This window comes from Flavobacteriales bacterium (genome assembly GCA_030584065.1).
Classification (GTDB): Bacteria; Bacteroidota; Bacteroidia; order Flavobacteriales_F; family PHOS-HE28; genus PHOS-HE28.
Window position 1 is genome coordinate 3868962 of sequence record CP129489.1, and the last position, 17210, is coordinate 3886171.

12 protein-coding genes are annotated in these 17210 nt (G+C 64.9%); 7 read left to right on the plus strand and 5 right to left on the minus strand.

Annotated elements, in window-relative coordinates; translation table 11 throughout:
* Positions 1-2 precede the first annotated feature (2 nt).
* Together QY325_16175 and QY325_16180 are read left to right on the plus strand one after the other, a co-directional pair.
* Entirely contained in the window at positions 3-371 is a 369-nt protein-coding gene (locus tag QY325_16175) for a sulfite exporter TauE/SafE family protein (GenBank protein WKZ66287.1), read from the plus strand.
* Positions 371-1579 carry a M20 family metallopeptidase gene (locus QY325_16180; protein WKZ66288.1) on the plus strand — a complete coding sequence of 403 codons (1209 nt, stop codon included), beginning with the start codon at positions 371-373 and terminating at the stop codon, positions 1577-1579. The genes QY325_16175 and QY325_16180 overlap by 1 nt, the downstream gene beginning before the upstream one ends.
* A gap of 5 nt (positions 1580-1584) precedes the next feature.
* Here the strand turns inward: QY325_16180 and QY325_16185 are convergent, their stop codons facing one another.
* Positions 1585-1920, minus strand: coding sequence for a hypothetical protein (locus QY325_16185; protein WKZ66289.1), 336 nt, complete (start codon positions 1918-1920; stop codon positions 1585-1587).
* 97 nt (positions 1921-2017) lie between these two features.
* Positions 2018-4204, minus strand: coding sequence for a DNA helicase RecQ (gene recQ, locus QY325_16190; protein WKZ66290.1), 2187 nt, complete (start codon positions 4202-4204; stop codon positions 2018-2020).
* Between the two features lie 227 nt (positions 4205-4431).
* Between recQ and tatC the strand changes: the two genes are divergently transcribed.
* The 3 genes from tatC to lptB are packed head-to-tail and all read left to right on the plus strand — an operon-like array spanning position 4432 to position 8470.
* A complete protein-coding gene (gene tatC / locus QY325_16195; protein WKZ66291.1) occupies positions 4432-5250 on the plus strand; it encodes a twin-arginine translocase subunit TatC in 819 nt (272 codons plus the stop codon).
* Positions 5247-7742: a DUF5686 family protein gene (locus QY325_16200; protein ID WKZ66292.1), complete on the plus strand. Its 2496-nt coding sequence runs from the start codon at positions 5247-5249 to the stop codon at positions 7740-7742. Before tatC ends, QY325_16200 begins: the two co-directional genes overlap by 4 nt.
* On the plus strand, positions 7739-8470 hold the full coding sequence (lptB, locus tag QY325_16205; GenBank protein ID WKZ68000.1) for an LPS export ABC transporter ATP-binding protein: 732 nt from the start codon (positions 7739-7741) through the stop codon (positions 8468-8470). Before QY325_16200 ends, lptB begins: the two co-directional genes overlap by 4 nt.
* A 4-nt stretch (positions 8471-8474) precedes the next feature.
* Here lptB and QY325_16210 read toward each other — a convergent pair whose 3' ends face one another.
* Genes QY325_16210 through QY325_16220 form a run of 3 tightly spaced genes read right to left on the minus strand, consistent with a single transcriptional unit; the run spans position 8475 to position 10838 of the window.
* On the minus strand, positions 8475-9665 hold the full coding sequence (locus tag QY325_16210) for a hypothetical protein (protein WKZ66293.1): 1191 nt from the start codon (positions 9663-9665) through the stop codon (positions 8475-8477).
* Positions 9666-9701: 36 nt separating this feature from the next.
* Positions 9702-9956, minus strand: coding sequence for a phosphoribosylformylglycinamidine synthase subunit PurS (gene purS / locus QY325_16215; protein ID WKZ66294.1), 255 nt, complete (start codon positions 9954-9956; stop codon positions 9702-9704).
* Positions 9957-10010: 54 nt separating this feature from the next.
* Positions 10011-10838, minus strand: coding sequence for a CDP-alcohol phosphatidyltransferase family protein (locus QY325_16220; protein WKZ66295.1), 828 nt, complete (start codon positions 10836-10838; stop codon positions 10011-10013).
* 103 nt (positions 10839-10941) lie between these two features.
* Between QY325_16220 and QY325_16225 the strand changes: the two genes are divergently transcribed.
* Both QY325_16225 and QY325_16230 read left to right on the plus strand, forming a co-directional pair.
* Positions 10942-12021, plus strand: a complete 1080-nt coding sequence (locus QY325_16225; GenBank protein WKZ66296.1) for a PorV/PorQ family protein — start codon at positions 10942-10944, stop codon at positions 12019-12021.
* Positions 12018-17195: a C25 family cysteine peptidase gene (locus QY325_16230; GenBank protein WKZ66297.1), complete on the plus strand. Its 5178-nt coding sequence runs from the start codon at positions 12018-12020 to the stop codon at positions 17193-17195. The genes QY325_16225 and QY325_16230 overlap by 4 nt, the downstream gene beginning before the upstream one ends.
* Positions 17196-17210: the final 15 nt, after the last annotated feature.

Below are 17210 nucleotides of genomic sequence, written 5' to 3' on the forward strand. Positions count from 1 at the left end.
CGATGGATACGCAGACCATCGCGCTGCTCGTCGCCGTAGGGCTGCTCGCGGGCATCCTCAGCGGCTTCGTAGGCGTGGGCGGCGGCATCATCATGGTGCCGGCCCTCGTCTGGCTGCTCGGCTACAACCAGCATCAGGCGCAGGGCACCAGCCTGGCCGTGCTCATGCTGCCCGTGGTCTTCCTGGCCGTGCGCAACTATTGGAAAGAGGGCCATATCGACTGGCGGGTGGTGGGTGTTATCGCCGCGGCCTTCGTGGCTGGAGGCTATCTAGGCAGCAAGGGCGCGCTGGCCCTCCCCGCCGACACGGTGAAGCGCGTCTTCGGCGTGGTGCTGCTCTTCGTGGCCATCAAGCTCATCCTCGGCAAGTGATGCCCCGCATCCAGGAAGCCATCGCCGCCCTTCAGCCGCACATGGTGGAATGGCGCCGTCACCTGCACCGGCATCCGGAACTCTCGTTCCAGGAGCATGGCACGGCGGCTTTCGTGGCCGAGGTGCTGAAGCGCGAGGGCATCGAGGTGCGAGCGGGCGTGGCGAAGCTGACTTCGGATGCGAGGGGCACCGGATTGATTGCCGTGGTGCGTGGAACGAAGGGCATCAGCGAGCGATGCATCGCGCTCCGCGCCGACATGGACGCGCTGCCCATCCAGGAGGTGGGCAAGCCGGACTACTGCTCGGCGAATGCGGGCGTGATGCACGCCTGCGGCCATGATGCGCACACCGCCATGTTGCTGGGCGCGGGCATCGCGTTGCACCGCGCGCGAGCCGAGTGGAGCGGGAGCGTGATGCTGGTGTTCCAGCCTGGAGAGGAGAAGGAGCCCGGCGGTGCCTCGCTGCTGGTGAAGGAAGGCGTGCTCACCGATCCGAAGCCGGCCGGCATCATCGGTCAGCACGTGACGCCGGAGCTCTCCGTAGGCACCCTCGGATTCCGCAGCGGGCCCTTCATGGCGGCGGCCGATGAGCTGTACCTCACCGTGAAGGGTAGGGGCGGACATGCCTCGGTGCGCGACCGGCTCGTGGATCCGATCATGATCGCGGCGCGCATGCTGCCACGCCTCTATGACGAAGCCCGGGCTGCCGTTCCAGCCGACGAGCCCATGGTGCTCAGCTTCGGCAAGGTGATTGCGAACGGCGCCACCAACATCGTCCCGGATACGGTGACGATCGACGGCACCCTGCGGACCTTCAACGAGGAGCTCCGTGCGTGCTTGCATGAGCTGCTGCCGCGCATCGCCACCGAGGTGGCGCGGGGCATGAACGGCGAATGCGAGTTCCGGCTGGTGAAGGGCTCACCCGTGGTGAAGAACGATTCCGAGCTGACCGCACGCTTGCGGCGTGTGGCCGTTGACCTGGTGGGTGCGGAGAATGTCGTTGACATGGACATCCGCATGGGCGCGGAGGACTTCGCCTACTACACGCACGTGATGCCGGGTTGCTTCTTCAGGTTGGGCACAGGCAATCCTGCGAAGCCCGGGACCCAGAGCGGACTTCATACGGCGGTCTTCGATGTGGACGAGGATGCACTGCGGATCGGCGCAGCGATGATGGCAGCGGGGGCACTGAGCGAGCTGGTTGCCTGAGCGGCTCAGCTCACGATGATATCCTCCAGCACGACCTCTGGCCTTCCATCGCGCAACCGAACCATCAGCTCCGCTGTGCTGCCGGAGCGTCCGCCTTTGGTCCACAGGTCGAGGCTCAGTTCGTAGGCGTCTGGCACATTTCGCACCGTGCGTGCCTTCAGTTCGCGCCAGGCGTTCTCCGGTGGCATCACCAGGGCCGAGCCGATGTCGTCCACGGCTCCTTCCATATCGTCAGCGCTGAGGCCGCCCCCGCCCGAGGCTTCTTCCAGCTCCTCGAACCGCCGCTCCACGAGCAGCTTCATCACGTGTCTCGCGACGAGGGTGAGGTCGTTGGGGCTCATGGGTGTTGCGGAATGCAGGAGGCAGGGGCAGGAGGCGGGAGCAGTAGGCAAGGGCAGGAGCAACTGATGCACTTGCTACTGCCTACTGCCTACTTCTTCAATTCGCCACCTCGCTCATGAACTTCAGGCGCATCATGCGCAGCTCCTGCTCGCTGAAGTCGCCGTCGAACTCCTGGAATGCCGTCTCGATATCGTCGGTCTCCGCGTTTCGGAAGTAGTCCATGATCTCCTCTTGGGCGTCGGCTTCGAGCACGTCGTTCAAGTGGTAGTTGATGTCCAGCTTGGTGCCGCTCATCACGATGCTCTCCAGCTCCGTGAGGAAGTCGGTGATGCTGAGGTTCTTGCTGCGGGCGATGGCATCGAGCGGCACGCGCTTGTCGATATTCTGGATGATGTGGACCTTGTTGCCGCTCTTGTTCACCACATTGCGTACGGTGACCTCCTCGGCGCGCTCGATCTCGTTCTCCTCCACGTACTTGGCGATGAGGTCGACGAACGGCTTGCCGAATTTCTGTGCCTTGCCGGGGCCCACGCCGGTGATCTGCGTGAGCTCTTCGATGCTCACCGGGTAGCGCATGGTCATCTCCTCCAGCGAGGGGTCCTGGAAGAGCACCCACGGCTGAAGCTTCAGCTTCTGCGCCTGCGTGCGGCGCAGGTCCTTGAGCATGGTCATCAGCTTCTCATCGGCGGCGGCGCCGGGGCGCACGATGGGTTCGTCCTCCGCGCCGCCCTCGTAATCGCTGTAGTCGCGCTCCTTCACGAACCTGATGGAGACAGGCTTGGCCAGGAACTTCTTGCCGGCCTCGGTGAGGCTGAGATTGCCGTAGGTCTCGATGTCCTTGTGCAGATAGCCTCCCACCACGGCCTGCCGCACGATGGCCATCCAGTGGTGGTTGTCCTTTTCGTCCCCTTCGCCGTAGACCTTGAGCTTGTCGCCCTTGTAGTTCTTGATCTCGCTGGTCTCGGTACCGGTGAGCAGGTCGCAGATGAACTTGGCGCGGTGGCGCTCCTTGCTCTCCTTCACGGCACGCAGCACCAAGGCCAGGTCGTCCTTCCCTTCGAACTGCTCGCGCGGGGATAGGCAGTTGTCGCAGCTCTTGCAGTTCTGCTGCGGATAGTGCTCGCCGAAATAGTGGAGCAGGAAGCGGCGCCGGCACATGCTGGTCTCGGCGAAGCTGACGGTATCGGCCAGGAGCTGCCGGCCGATCTCCTGCTCGGCAACGGGCTTCCCCTGGAGGAACTTCTCCAGCTTCTCGATGTCCTTGTAGCTGTAGAAGGCCACGCACTTGCCTTCGCCGCCATCTCGCCCCGCCCGGCCGGTCTCCTGGTAGTAGCTCTCCAGGCTCTTGGGGATGTCGTGGTGGATGACGAAGCGGACATCCGGCTTGTCGATGCCCATGCCGAAGGCGATGGTGGCCACGATCACGTCCACCTTCTCCATCAGGAACTGGTCCTGGTGGCTGGCGCGCTGGCTGGCATCCATGCCGGCGTGATAGGGCAGGGCCTTGATTCCGTTCACGTTGAGCATTTCGGCCATCTCCTCCACCTTCTTGCGGCTGAGGCAGTAGACGATGCCGCTCTTGCCGGCGTGCTGCTTGATGAATCGGATGATCTCGCGCTGTACATCCTTCTTGGGCCGGATCTCGTAGTTGAGGTTGGGCCGGTTGAAGGAGGCCTTGAAGACCCGCGCATCGGGGATGTCGAGGTTCTTGAGGATGTCCTCCTGCACCTTCTCGGTGGCGGTGGCGGTGAGGGCGATGATCGGCACGCCCTTGATGTCGTTGAAGATCGTGCGCAGGCGGCGGTACTCGGGGCGGAAGTCGTGGCCCCACTCGCTGATGCAGTGAGCCTCGTCGATGGCGAAGAAGCTGATCTTGATGTCCCGCAGGAACTCGGTGTTCTCCTTCTTGGTGAGGCTCTCGGGCGCCACGTAGAGGATCTTCGTGCGCCCTTCCGAGATGTCCTTGCGCACACGGAGCGTCTCGTTGCGGGTGAGGGAGCTGTTGAGGAAATGGGCGACGCCCTCCTCCTCGCTGAAGCCGCGCAGCGCGTCCACCTGGTTCTTCATGAGCGCGATGAGCGGGCTCACCACGATGGCGGTGCCATCCATCATGAGCGCGGGCAGCTGGTAGCACAGGCTCTTGCCGCCACCCGTGGGCATGATGACGAAGGTGTTGCGCCCGTCGAGGACGCTCTGGATGATGGCCTCCTGTTCCCCCTTGAACTTCTTGAAGCCGAAGAACTGCTCGAGCGCCTCCTTGGGCGTCAGGTCAACATTGATCATCGATGGAATCGCCGGTGCTACGGTCTGCTGGTTGAATGCTTAAAAGTACGGCGTGCAACGCATTCGTGCCGCCGGATGTTGCCAACGTTCGTTAAGCGCGATTTCCGTCGGTCGGGCGTGGATAAGTGGTCGCGCCCGGGCGCCGGGGCGCCCGATGGGCGGCGGCTATCTTTGGCCGGGGCCCACAGGCGGCCCGTTCCCGACGATTGGCACGGACCGGAAGTGAAATGACATTCCTGGAGCACCTGGAGGAGCTCCGATGGACACTGGTGCGCTCCGCAATCGCGGTGACCGTCGGCTTCGTGCTGGCCTTCGTCTTCAAGTCATTCGTCTTCGAGAATGTGGTGCTCGCCGCCCGGAATCCGCGGTTCGTCACCTACAGGGGCTTCTGCCGCATCGGCGAATGGTTGGGTATGCCGGGCCTTTGCATCCGTGAACTGGGCTTCACCCTGCAGAACCTGCCCGTGAGCGGCCAATTCATGACCCACATGACCGTGGCCTTCGTGGTGGGCATCATCATCGCCTTCCCCTACATCCTTTGGGAGCTCTGGCGCTTCATCGCGCCGGGGCTGCACGAGCGGGAGCGGAGGGCCACGCGCCACTTCGTGCTCGCCGGCTCCTTCCTCTTCGCTTGCGGGGTGCTGTTCGGCTACTTCCTGCTGTCGCCCCTCAGCGTTCAGTTCTTCGGCAACTACCAGGTGAGCCCGAGCGTGGCCAACAACTTCGCGCTCGAGAGCTTCATCGGGATCGTCACCCAGGTTACGCTCTGGACGGGCCTGGTCTTCGAGATGCCGCTGGTGGTGCAGGTGCTCAGCCGCATGGGCCTCATCGGCCCATCCGTGCTGAGGCGGTACAGGCGCCACTCCTACGTGGGCATCCTGGTGCTCGCCGCCATCCTCACGCCGCCGGACATCATCAGCCAGCTCATCGTGGCCGGCCCGCTCATGCTGCTCTATGAGGCGAGCATCCTGATCAGCGCGCGCACCGAGCGCGCCATGCTGCGCGAGGCGCGCGCGGCTGCCCTCCCGAACGCCGCCCGCCCATGATGCGAGCCCTGCTCCGACCGCTGCTCCTGCTGCTGCCGATCGCCATGGCGGCGGTGGCGCCGGCCCAGAGCACCCGCATCTCAGGCACGGTCACCGATGCCGCCACCGGCGAGACGCTGCCGGCCGTGAACATCGTGTTCCGCGACAGCCGGGTGGGCACCACCACCGGCATCGATGGCCGCTATGCCATCGATACCTACTACGCCACCGACAGCCTGGTCTTCTCCTTCATCGGCTACGTGCCGCGCAAGGTGGCGGTGCGCAAGGACCGCACGCAGGTGATCGATGTGAAGCTCGAGCCCAGTGCCACGGCCCTGGCCGAGGTGGAGGTGCGCCCCACGGGCGAGAATCCCGCCCTGGAGATCCTGCGCCGCGTGGTGCGCCACAAGCCCGCCAACAACCGCGAGAAGCTCAGCGCCTACCAGTACGAGGCTTACAACAAGGTGGAGTTCGACCTCAACAACATCACCGAGGAGTTCACCCAGAAGAAGCTCTTCAGGCCCTTCGCCTTCATCTTCGACAACATCGACAGCACCGATGCGAAGCCCTACCTGCCCATCTTCATGACCGAGAGCCTTTCGGAGGTCTACTACCGCCAGAAGCCCAAGGCGCGCAAGGAGTTCATCCGCGGCACCAAGGTGAGCGGTGTGGAGAACGAGAGCATCTCCCAGTTCATGGGCGACATGTACCAGAACGTCAACATCTACGAGAACTTCCTGGTCATCTTCGGTCGCAACTTCATCAGCCCGATCGCCGACGGGGGCAAGGGCTACTACGACTACTACCTCACGGACAGCGCCTATGTGGGCAGGCACTGGTGCTACCGGCTCGATTTCAAGCCCAAGCGGCCGCAGGAGCTCGCCTTCCAGGGCACCATGTGGGTGAACGACACCACCTATGCCGTTCGGCGGATCGAGGCGGGCATCCCTGACAAGGCCAACCTCAACTTCGTGCAGGGCTTCCTGGTGCGCCAGGAGTACGATCAGGTGGCCCGCGAGGTGTGGATGCTCGTGCGCGATGAGCTGGTGGTGGACCTCAACGTCATCAAGGACACCGGCAAGCCGAACAAGAACCATGTGCAGGGCCTGTACGGCCGCCGGACGGCCACCTACCGCGACTTCGCCATCAACCAGGAGCGCGATGAGGCCTTCTATTCCGGCAGCGAAGAGGTGGTGGTGGCCATCGATCCGCTGAGCCTGGGCTCCGACTACTGGGACACCCACCGCCACGTGCCGCTCACGAAGAAGGAGCATGCGATCTACCACATGGTGGACACGATGAAGACGATCCCGCGGTTCCGCACCTACATCGACATCGTGAATACCGTGGTCACGGGCTATTACCCGCTGGGCGATGTGGAACTGGGGCCCTACTTCACCACCTACAGCTTCAACCCGGTGGAGGGCAATCGCTTCCGCGCCGGGCTGCGCACCAGCAGCCAGTGGAGCCGGCGCTTTGAGATGGAGGGCTACCTGGCCTATGGAACGCTCGACCAGGAGTTCAAGTACGGCGTGGGCGGCCGGGGCTTCATCACCAAGGAGCCGCGGCTCATCGCAGGCCTCTACTACAAGCAGGACCTGGAGCAGCTCGGGCAGAGCACCGATGCCTTCCGCCAGGACAATATCCTCTCCAGCGCATTCCGGCGCACGCCGAACAACAAGCTCACCTTGGTGGAGGAGTACAAGGCCTACCTGGACCGCGAGTGGTTCATGGGCTTCAGCAGCATGATGATGCTGCGCCACCGGCGGTTGGCGCCCCGCGGCACCCTGGAGTACATCGTGCCCACCGATGCGGAGGAGAAGACCGCGCGGATCAGCCAGCTCATCACCACCGAGGCCGTGCTCTACACGCGCTTCGCGTACAAGGAGAAGTACGTGGCCGGCGACTTCACGCGGGTGAGCCTGGGCACGCGCTACCCGGCGCTGGAGCTCAGCGTGGCCAAGGGCCTTCAGGGCGTGATCGACGGCCAGTTCGACTACACCAAGGTCACCGCCCGGCTCTACCACCGCCAGCCCCTGGGCACCTTCGGCTTCCTGCGCTACTGGGTCACCGCCGGGCAGCTCTACAGCGAGCCTTTGCCCTACCCGCTGCTCATCCTGCATGCGGGGAACGAGACCTTCTACTTCGACGAGCTCGCGTTCAATACCATGAACTTCTTCGAGTTCGTGAGCGACCGCTATGCCAGCCTCTACCTCGACCATCATTTCGACGGCCTCTTCCTCAACCGCATCCCGCTCTTCCGCCGCCTCAAGTGGCGCGAGGTGGTGGGCGCCAAGGCCGTCGTCGGCGCGCTCGACCGCAAGCACGAGCAGGAGATGGTGCTGCTGCCCTTCACCTACGACCTCAGCGGCGGGCCCTTCGCCGAGGTCAGCCTGGGGGTGGAGAACATCCTGAAGATGCTGCGCGTGGACATGGTGCGCCGCCTGTCCTACCTCGATCACCCCAACACCAAGCCCTGGGCCTTCAGGGTGCGGATGAACGTAACCTTCTGATGCTGCGCACGGAGAACATCGTGAAGCGCTACAAGGGCCGCACCGTGGTGGGCGGCGTGAGCGTGGAGGTCGGCCAGGGCGAGATCGTGGGCCTGCTGGGGCCCAATGGAGCGGGCAAGACCACCACCTTCTACACCATCGTTGGCCTCATCAAGCCCAATGACGGCAGGGTGCTGCTCGACGATACGGACATCACCGCGCTGCCGATGTACAAGCGCGCCAAGCTGGGCATCGGCTATCTGCCCCAGGAGGCCAGCGTATTCCGCAAGCTGAGCGTGGAGGACAACATCCGCGCGATCCTGGAGATGACCGGCCGGAGCAAGGCCGAGCAGGCCGCCAAGCTGGAGACGCTCCTGGATGAATTCAGCCTGCAGCACGTGCGCAGGAACATGGGCGACGTGCTCAGCGGCGGCGAGCGCCGGCGCACCGAGATCGCGCGCGCACTGGCCAACGAGCCACGCTTCATCCTCCTCGATGAGCCCTTCGCGGGCGTGGACCCCATCGCAGTGGAGGACATCCAGAGCATCGTGGCGCAGCTCAAGCAGCGCAACATCGGCGTGCTCATCACCGACCACAACGTGCAGGAGACCCTGAGCATCACGGACCGTGCCTACCTGCTCATCGAGGGCAGCATCTTCAGGCAGGGCACCGCTGAGGAGCTGGCCGGCGATGAGCAGGTGCGCCTGCGCTACCTAGGCAAGAGCTTCGAGCTCAAGCGCAAGCGCTGAGGGGTCATGCCGCCGTGGTGCGCATGCGGCGGCGCGCAAGCACGAGCGCCGCGATCAACCCCAGCTCGGCGATTAGCCATTCGTGGAAGAGGCTGTCCTCTTCGATTCCGGTGGAAGGCTCGAACAGGCTGAACACGGCGAAGGAGACCAGGAGGAGCAGCGCAGCGAGAACGGCGGCGGTGCGGTAGTTCCGCATCAGGGCCGTCAATCCGCGCCAACCGCCCGCCTGGCGGAGCTCCGCCCGCAGCGCACCGCCCAGCAGCGGCCAGCCGAGCAGCAAGGGCAGTGCGAACAGCCGGGCCTCGCGCGCCAGCGCAGCGGAGAGGACCACGGTGGTATTCAACGCCAGTGCGACCAGGAAGCCGGTCACCAGGCGCCTGTGCGGCTCCGGCGCCTGCCCGCGAAGCCGCACGAGCAGGTACGTAGGGAGCGCCAGCACCAGGACCAGATAGGCCACGGTCTCGCCTAGGCGCGCGGGGCCCAGGTTCAGCGCCAGGCAGTCAGCACGGCGCAGCAGGTCGCCAGGCCATGCGTCGAGGCCCGGATCGCCGTGCAGCAGCAGGAAGACCGCGTAAAGCAGCAGAGGCGCCGCCAGCAGGGCCGCTCGCTGCCGCTGCGGCGCCAGCAGGAGCAGCGCAGGGAGCAGGAGCGCGCTGGTTTCGCGGGCGATGAGGGCCGCCGTAAGCGCCAACGCAGCGGCGGCCCACCGCTGGCGGAGCAGCCAAAGGATGCCCAGTGAGAGAGCCAGGTACTGCAGCGGCTCATCGTAGGTGTAGAGCGGATTGAACCATGCGAAGAGCACGGTGGGCGAGGCGTGGAACAGCGCCTGCGACAACAGTGCTTCAGCAGGGGAGGCGCCCAGCCGCAGCGCGATGCGGTGGATGAGCAGCCCCGTGAGCAGGAAGCCCGTGAGACCGACAGCTATGAAAGCCCCGTTCACGGGCACCCCGAGCAGGGCGAGCGCATCAATGCTCCACGTGGTGAGCGGGCGGCGGGCGAAGGCGGGATCGGCGCCCCCGCGGTGCTCGGCCACGCAATGCGCCAGGTAGTCGTGCGGCAGCGGATGGCCCAGCCAGTCCTGCGCCCCGCGGTTGAGCATGGTCACCCACACGGGCGCCAGGTGCAGCGCCAGGGTGAGCGCGCTGAAAGCGAGGCCGAGCAGCAGGGGGGCCTGCCGCCCGTGGGTGCGGACCATGTTGCGAACTTAGGCCCGGTGTGCGAGGGCCGGTGCTCAGGCCTCCTCCACGGAGAAGCTGAATTTCTCCATCACCTGGTTGGCCAAGAGCTTTTTACAGGCCTCCTCCACTTTGGCTTCGGCGGCCTTCTTATCGCCGGCCTCAACCTGCAGGGTGATGTGCTTGCCGATGCGCACGCCGGTGATCTCGGGCAGGCCCAGATTGCCCATGGCACCGGTCACCGCCTTGCCTTGCGGGTCCAGCAGGTTGTCGTGGGGCATCACGTCGATGGAGGCGCGGAAGGTCTTCATGGTCTTTTGGATTCACCACAGAGGCACAGAGGAATGCTGACCGTCCATGTGGTGCTATAGCTTGATTTTCTCCGTGTTCTCGGTGCCTCTGTGGTGAACTGATCTTCCCCAGAGCGGGCTGAGCAGATACACGATCAGGATCAAAGGAACGGCGAGAATGCCGTAGAGCACAACAAGCCCTGCGCCAAGGCCGAGCAGCAGGTAGACCACCTCATTGCCTTTCCATCTCATATGCTTGAACTTCAGGGAGGGGAGCGGGATGGAGGAGAGCATGAGGGCCGCGAGCACGACGCTCAGGATGAGCTTATGGACGGGGTTGGCCATGAAGGCGGCGATATGGTTCTGCATCTCGTTGGCGCCTGGGCCGAATCGGACCCCGATGCCCCAGGAGATGCTGCCGAAGGCCGCCCACAGCAGCGCGTTCGCGGGTGTGGCCAGGCCGAGGAAACCGCTCGTCTGCCGGGTGTCGATGTTGAATCGGGCCAGTCGCCACATGGAGGCGATGGCGATGACCATCGCGCAGGCCGCTGATGCCCAGAGCGGCTCGCCGAACAGGTCGCCGGTGCGCACGGTCGAGGGACCGAAATCTCGATGCGCATCAAGGGTGAGCTGGAGCGCCTTCCACGGGATTACGGCCGAGATGAACCCCGGCGCCACCCCGAAGGTCACCATGTCCGCCAGGCTGTCGAGCTGCCTGCCCAATTCGCTGCCGCCGCCCAAGGCCCGGGCCGCCAGCCCATCGAACACATCGAACAGCGCTCCGGCGAACACCAGCCAACACGCGATCGTTAGCTGCCCTTGGGAGGCCATTAGGATGGATGCGACCCCGCAGCCTAGGTTCGCCGTGGTGAGCAGGTCGGGGAGGCGGGGGAACCGGGCCATTGCCGGGGCCGAAGTTGGGATAATTTCGGGGCAATGATCCAGGCCACCGTCCGTTGATGGCTGCGTCAATACGAAGCAGATGAAGAGCTTGATGACGAAGGGGATGCGCAGCCTTTTGCTGGCCGTTGCGGTGGCGTGCGCCACCGCCGCTCGGGCCCAGACCGATGCGCCCAAGTACAGCAACGAGTTCCTGGCCGTCGGGGTGGGAGCGAGGGCCTTGGGCATGGGCAATGCCTTCACGGCGGTGACCAACGACGTCACCAGCGGCTACTGGAACCCCGCAGGGCTGCTGGGGGTGAAAGGCGACCTTCAGGTGGGCGCCATGCACAGCGAGTACTTCGCCGGCATCGCCAAGTACGATTACATCGGGCTGGCCAAGCCCATCGATTCGGTGAGCACCATCGGCTTCAGCTTCATCCGATTCGGCATCGACAACATCCCCAACACCATCGACCTCATCGATCCCAGTGGCAACATCGACTACGACCGCATCACCACCTTCAGCAGCGCCGATCATGCCTTCATCCTCAGCTACGCGCGCAAGCTCAGCATCCCGGGCCTGCGCGTGGGCGGCAATGCCAAGGTGATCTATCGCCGCGTGGGGGAGTTCGGCAAGGCCTGGGGCTTCGGGCTCGATGCCGGTGCGCACTACCACCGCGACCGCTGGCGCTTCAGCGCCGTGGCGCGCGACATCACCGGCACCTTCAACGCCTGGAGCTACACCCTTGATCAGCGCACCATCGACGTGTTCGAGCAGACCAACAACGAGCTGCCGCAGAACAGCGTGGAGGTGACCCTGCCGCGCCTGATGCTCGGTGCCGCGCGCGAGTTCAAGTTCGGCAAGAAGTTCGACCTCATCGCCGCGGTGGACCTGGAGAACACCTTCGATGGGCGCCGGAACACCCTCATCCAGAGCAGCGCCATCAGCGTGGACCCCCGCTTGGGCCTGGAGCTCGGCTACGCTGGTATCGTGTACGTGCGGGCAGGGATGAGCAACATCCAGTACGTCACCGAGATCACGGATGAGAAGCGCCTCACCGTGCAGCCCAACATCGGCATCGGATTGCGCATCAAGAGCGTCTCGCTGGACTACGCGCTCACCGACATCGGCGACAACAGCGTGGCCCTCTACTCCAACGTCTTCTCCCTGCGGTTCGACCTGTACAAGCGGCCCGGCTCATGAAGAGACTGCTCCTGTCGGTGGTGACCCTTGCGCATGCCGCGGCCTTGCTGGCCCAGCTGCATGGCAATGAATGGATCGACCACGACAGGCGCTATTGGAAGTTCGAGGTGGCCGCCGATGGGGTGTACCGCATCGATTCGGCCACGCTGGCGCAGAGCGGCTTCCCCATCGCCACCGTGGATGCCCGGCACCTGATGCTCTTCGGGAAGGAGCAGCAGGTGCCCATCTATGTCCATGGCGAGTCCGATGGCGTGCTCAACGCGGGCGACTACATCGAGTTCCATGCCACCAAGGCCGACGGCCAGGTGGACAAGCGGATGTATCCCTATCCGGACGCGAACCCCAATCCCTACGTGAGCCTCTACGGCGATTCGGTGCGCTACTACCTCACGTGGGACGAGACGGCTCCTGCGCTGCACATGGGCGCCTATGCCAATGCCGACTACGCCAGCCATGCGCCGCGCCCCTGGGCCTGGTTCGAGGGCATACAGACCTACAACCTCATCTACTGGGCGGGGCTGCTGGAGCCCACGCTGCAGCAGATCGGCATCGGCACCAGCCTCAGCCCCATGCTCGAGAGCGAGGGCTTCGGCGGGCTGCCGCTCTACAACGATGGGAGTACCAATCTGCTCGACATCCAGGATGCCGTGGTGGTCACCCCGGGCGTGTATCCCGGCCCCGATGCACCGGACGCCACGGTGACCGCCACCGTGGCGGCGCAGAACAACCCCGGCAACAGCTCCCTCTTCAACCACCATACGCGGTGGCTCTATGGGCCTGCGCTCAATACCGTGGGCCGCGATACCATCTACAGCGGCGCCCGCACCATCCGTGGCATCTTCGACATACCGGTGTCGGTGATGGGGCCCGCCACCACCATCCGCTACAACGCACCGCACGATCTGGATGGGCCGGGCCAGGTAGGCGCGGGGCTGCCCAATTACCTCGACTGGCAGGTGGTGAGCAACGTGCGCATCCGCTATCCACGGTCGCTGGCCATCGGTGGAGGCGGGCCGCTGCGCATGGAGGTGCCCGGCAGCGCCGACCCCATGGTGCGCCTCGATGTGTCGGCCTTCGTGGGCACGCCGGTCATCTACGCTTACGGCGACAGTGTGCGGCGGGTGGCCGGCACCTTCAACGGCAGCGCGTGGCAGTTCCTCTTCCCGGCGGCCTTGGCCCAGGGCCTCACACCGGTCGTCGTCTTCGGCCAGGAGACGGTGCAGCCGATCACCGGGCTGCGGCCGGTGACCCCCTCCGGCTACTTCACGGACTTCGCCGCCATGGACATCGACTCGGCGATGCTCATCGTCACGCACGCCAGCCTGATGAGCAGCGCAGCCCTCTATGCCAACTACCGCGAGAACCAGAGCCCCAACCGCTACAACACGCTGGTGGCCGATGTGGATGAGCTCTACGACCAGTTCGGCGGCGGCATCCCCAAGCAGGCCTATGCCATCCGTGCCTTCTGCCGGTACCTCATCCAGCAATGGAGCACTCGGCCGCGTGCGCTCTTCCTCATCGGGAAGTCGGTGAACACCTGGTCGGCCTTCTTCTCGGGGCTGCCGAGCATCAACCCCGATGCCGGCGGCGCCCGCGCACGGTGCCTGGTGCCCAGCTACGGGTATCCCAGCAGCGATCAGGCCTTCACCACAGGCCTGGAGCTCGATACCCGGCGCATGGACATCCCCGTGGGCCGGCTCAGCGCCAATACCAACGCCGAAGTGCTCGCCTACCTGGCCAAGGTGCAGGCCACCGAGGCACAGCCGCCGGCCATCTGGCAGAAGAACATCCTGCATTTCGCCGGAGGATTCAGCCCGCAGGAGGTGAACAACATGGCCGGTTGGCTGGGCAGCCTGGCCGCCATCGCCACCGACACAGCCGCCTACCTGGGCGGTAACGTGGTCACCTTCAAGAAGCTCGGCAGCGATGTCATCGTGCAGGCCAGCGCCGATTCCGTGCGCCATTACATCGAGGATCAGGGTGTAACGCTGATGACCTTCCTGGCCCATGCCTATAGCGCCAGCTTCGACATCACCATCGACGAGCCCGAGAACTACGACTGGAACGGCAAGCATCCGGTGATCCTGGGCAACTCCTGCTACATCGGCAACTTCCACGGCAACGGTGCCACCAGCGCCAGCGAGCGATGGGTGCTGATGCCGGATGCGGGCCCCATCGCCTTCATCGCGGCTGCGGAGCAGGGCTTCACCGGCTGGCTGCTCAATTACTCCTCGCCCTTCTACGACAGCTTCGCCCGCGTGAACCATGGAGGCAGCATAGGCGAGCACATGAAGCACGCCGGCCTCACCTGCCAGGTGATCTCGCCCACCAGCTACATGGCGTGGAACGTGCAGAACTTCGCGCTGCAGGGCGACCCCACGATCACGCTCAATTCGCACCGGCAGCCGGATTACACGGTGAGCGCGGACCGCATCCTCATCGAGCCGGCCAATGTGACGGCCGATGTGGACAGCTTCACGGTGAAGGTGGCCGTGGAGAACATCGGGCGCGCGGTGAACGCCACCATCAACGTGGAACTCAAGCGGTCGAATCCCGGGCTCGGCGCCAACCCCGTCAGCTACTTCACCACGCTGAGCGATGTGGACCTGCGAGACACCGCCGTGTTCCGGGTCCCGACGCTCGGATTCAGCGGCGGCCAGGGCACCAACCAGCTGCAGGTCCTCGTGGACCTGGAGCCCGACCAGGTGGATGAGCTGGTGGACGATGCGAACAACACGGCCAGCACCGCGCTCTTCATCGCCAGCGGCGACCTCGTGCCGGCTTGGCCCTACGACTTCGCCATCGTGCCCGAGCCCACGGTGACGCTGAAGGCCAGCACGGGCGATCCGCTCGCTCCGGTGCGGACGTATGTCTTCCAGATCGACACCACGGACCTCTTCAACAGCCCGATCCGGGAGACGCACACCCTGCAGGCCCCCGGCGGCGTGGTGAGCTGGCAGCCCCAATCCATCTTCGCGCTGAATGCGCTGCAGGACAGCACGGTGTTCTACTGGCGCTGCAGCATCGATAGCGCCTCCTCAGGCAACGGCCAGTTCAACTGGTACGAGCGCTCGTTCCAGTACATCCCGCAGCGTTGGGGCTGGGGGCAGGCGCACTACTTCCAGTTCAAGAACGACGTCTATTCCGGCATCCGCTACGACCGGCCGGCACGTGACTTCGACTTCGAGGAGGGGCAGCGCTTGCTGCGCGCCACCGTGCTGGGCAACGTGGGCGGCCCCGCAACGGCCTGGTTCATGGAGCTGAGCCCGCAGGACTATGGCGGCTGCGGACCCGCGGCATGGCATGTGGCGGTGGTCGATCCGGTCTCCTTCGAGCCCTGGGGCACCTACTACGTGAACCCGACAACCGGCCAGGTCTACTATCCGGAGAACCAGTTCGGCAACTACAACAACGCCGGCGGCTGCCGTAATCGGCCTGAGGGCTATTTCGGATTCCACACCAGCTCGGCTGCGCAGCTCACCGGGCTGCAGGGCATGCTCAGCGGCCCCAACGCCATCCCTGCCGGGCATCATGTGCTCATGTACACCTGGCTCTACCTGGACAAGGACGGCATGGCGGCCAGCAATCCGGCCCTGATGCCCTACCTGGAGAGCATCGGATTCCCCAGCTTCGCCGCCCTGCCTGATAGCGTGCCCTACATCGCCTATTTCAGGCAGGGCGATCCCTCCACGTTCCGCGATACCGTGGGCGCCGCCATCACCGACCAGATCAGCCTGAGCGCATGGGTGAGCACCGCCTTCGCCCAGGGCACCATCACCACCATGGACGCCGGCCCCGCATCGAGCTGGCACGGGCTCTACTGGAACGAGCTACCTGCAGTGCCGACGGACAGCACGCGGATCAAGCTTTTCGGCATCGGCCCGGCCGGCGGCGCGCCGGTGCCGCTGGCCGACCTGCACAGCCCGCTCGATTCCCTGCCCGACCTCGGTGACCTGGTGGATGCGCAGCAGTACCCCATCCTGCGCATCCGCGGCGAGTTCAGGGACAACGTGAACGGCGAGGCCGTGCCAGCCCAGCTGGAACGCTGGCAGCTGCTCTTCAGCCCGGTTCCCGAATGCGCCATCCATCCGCCCCTGGGCCTCTATAATGGGCTGGAGGGCCATGCCGAGGGTCAGCAGGCCGCGGTGGCGGTAGCCGTGCAGAACATCAGCCCGTTCGATATGGACAGCCTGCTGCTGACTGCATGGGTGGTGAACCGCGCCAACGTGAGGCACCGCGTCCATTACCGGCTGAACGCGCCCCTGCCAGCGGGCGCATGGCTGGTGGACACGGTGCGGTTCAGCACGGTCGGCTTCGGCGGATGGAACACCCTCATGATCGAGGCCAACCCCGTCGATACCCTCACCGGCCGCTACCACCAGGCAGAGCAGTACCGGTTCAACAACATCGCCCAATGGCGCTTCGAGGTGGATGAGGATCGCGAGAACCCGCTGCTCGATGTGACCTTCGATGGGCGGTTCATCCTCGATGGCGACATCGTTTCGGCGAGGCCCGAGATCGAGATCAGCCTCGATGACGAGAACACGATCCGCCTGCTGGATTCACCTGCCGACACCGCGAGCTTCAAGGTCTTCCTCACGCGCCCCGGCGCCGGGCAGCAGCGCATCCACTTCCGCGATGGCGCAGGGAACGAGGTCATGCGCTTCCAGCCCGCATCGGGAACCGACAACATCGCCCGCATCCGCTACAGCCCGCGTTTCGATTCGGACGGCCGGTATTGCCTGACGGTGCAAGCCTCGGACCTCAGCGGCAACGCGAGCGGCGACAACGATTACAAGGTGTGCTTCGAGGTGGTGAATCGGACCACCATCACCGATGTGCTCAACTACCCGAACCCCTTCACCACGAGCACGCGCTTCGTGTTCACGCTCACCGGCTCCGAGCCGCCCTCGCAGATGCGGATCCAGATCCTCACCGTTACCGGCAAGGTGGTGCGCGAGGTGAGCATGGCCGAGCTGGGCCCGATACATGTCGGGCGCAACATCACCGAGTTCGCCTGGGACGGCACGGACCAGTTCGGCGACCGCCTGGCGCGCGGCGTGTACCTCTATCGCGTGATGGCCCGCCTCAATGGGGAGGACATCGAGGTGCGCGAGACACAGGCCTCCCAGTACTTCACCAAGGGCTTCGGCAAGATGTACCTGCTGCGGTAGGGCCTCTGCTCGCCC